A 578-nucleotide genomic window follows, 5' to 3' on the forward strand; every position below is an offset into this window, starting at 1 on the left:
TTCTGCGGTAATACCAATAATATAAACAACGGTTAGTAACATGAGATAATCACTTAAAATACGTGCGTAAAAATAAGGTGTGGATTGTATAGGTAAATTAAGTAAATAACGAATGAAAAATCGTACTAAAAACGGTTAATTGAGATAGAAATAATTAATGACAAAATCGAGTGTAAACATGCTGTTAAGCTAATCGCTTTGCAAAAGTTAGCAGTCGTAGAATAAAGGACAAATGGCCGTAATTTATAAAATAAAACACGCGATTTTTTTTCCTGATTTTAAAGCTCAAAGCTCGATATTTTTCCTATACGGTTAAGTGTTTTGCCAACTAATTAGAATATTTAAATTAACATAATATGAATATTTGGTTGCGTGGTAGCAATTTAGGAACGTATACTAACAAGTGTTAACTTAAATGGAATTTGCGTAATCGCAGCTTAATCAGCACAGGTAAATACATGAACAAAGGATTGTTAAAAGCGTGGAATGACGAAAAGGGCTTTGGTTTTATTAAATCAGACACCCTAGAGCACGACACCTTTATACACATTTCAGCGCTCAAACATATGAGCCGCAAG

The 578-nt window shown here is 32.5% G+C and carries 1 protein-coding gene; it reads left to right on the forward strand.

Annotation, left to right across the window (positions count from 1 at the left end; translation table 11 throughout):
• Positions 1-458 precede the first annotated feature (458 nt).
• Positions 459-578: cold shock domain-containing protein (locus tag L652_RS0100030; RefSeq protein ID WP_029770065.1), on the forward strand; the 120-nt coding region annotated here is incomplete at its 3' end.

This window comes from Pseudoalteromonas sp. TB25 (genome assembly GCF_000497995.1).
GTDB lineage: Bacteria > Pseudomonadota > Gammaproteobacteria > Enterobacterales > Alteromonadaceae > Pseudoalteromonas > Pseudoalteromonas distincta.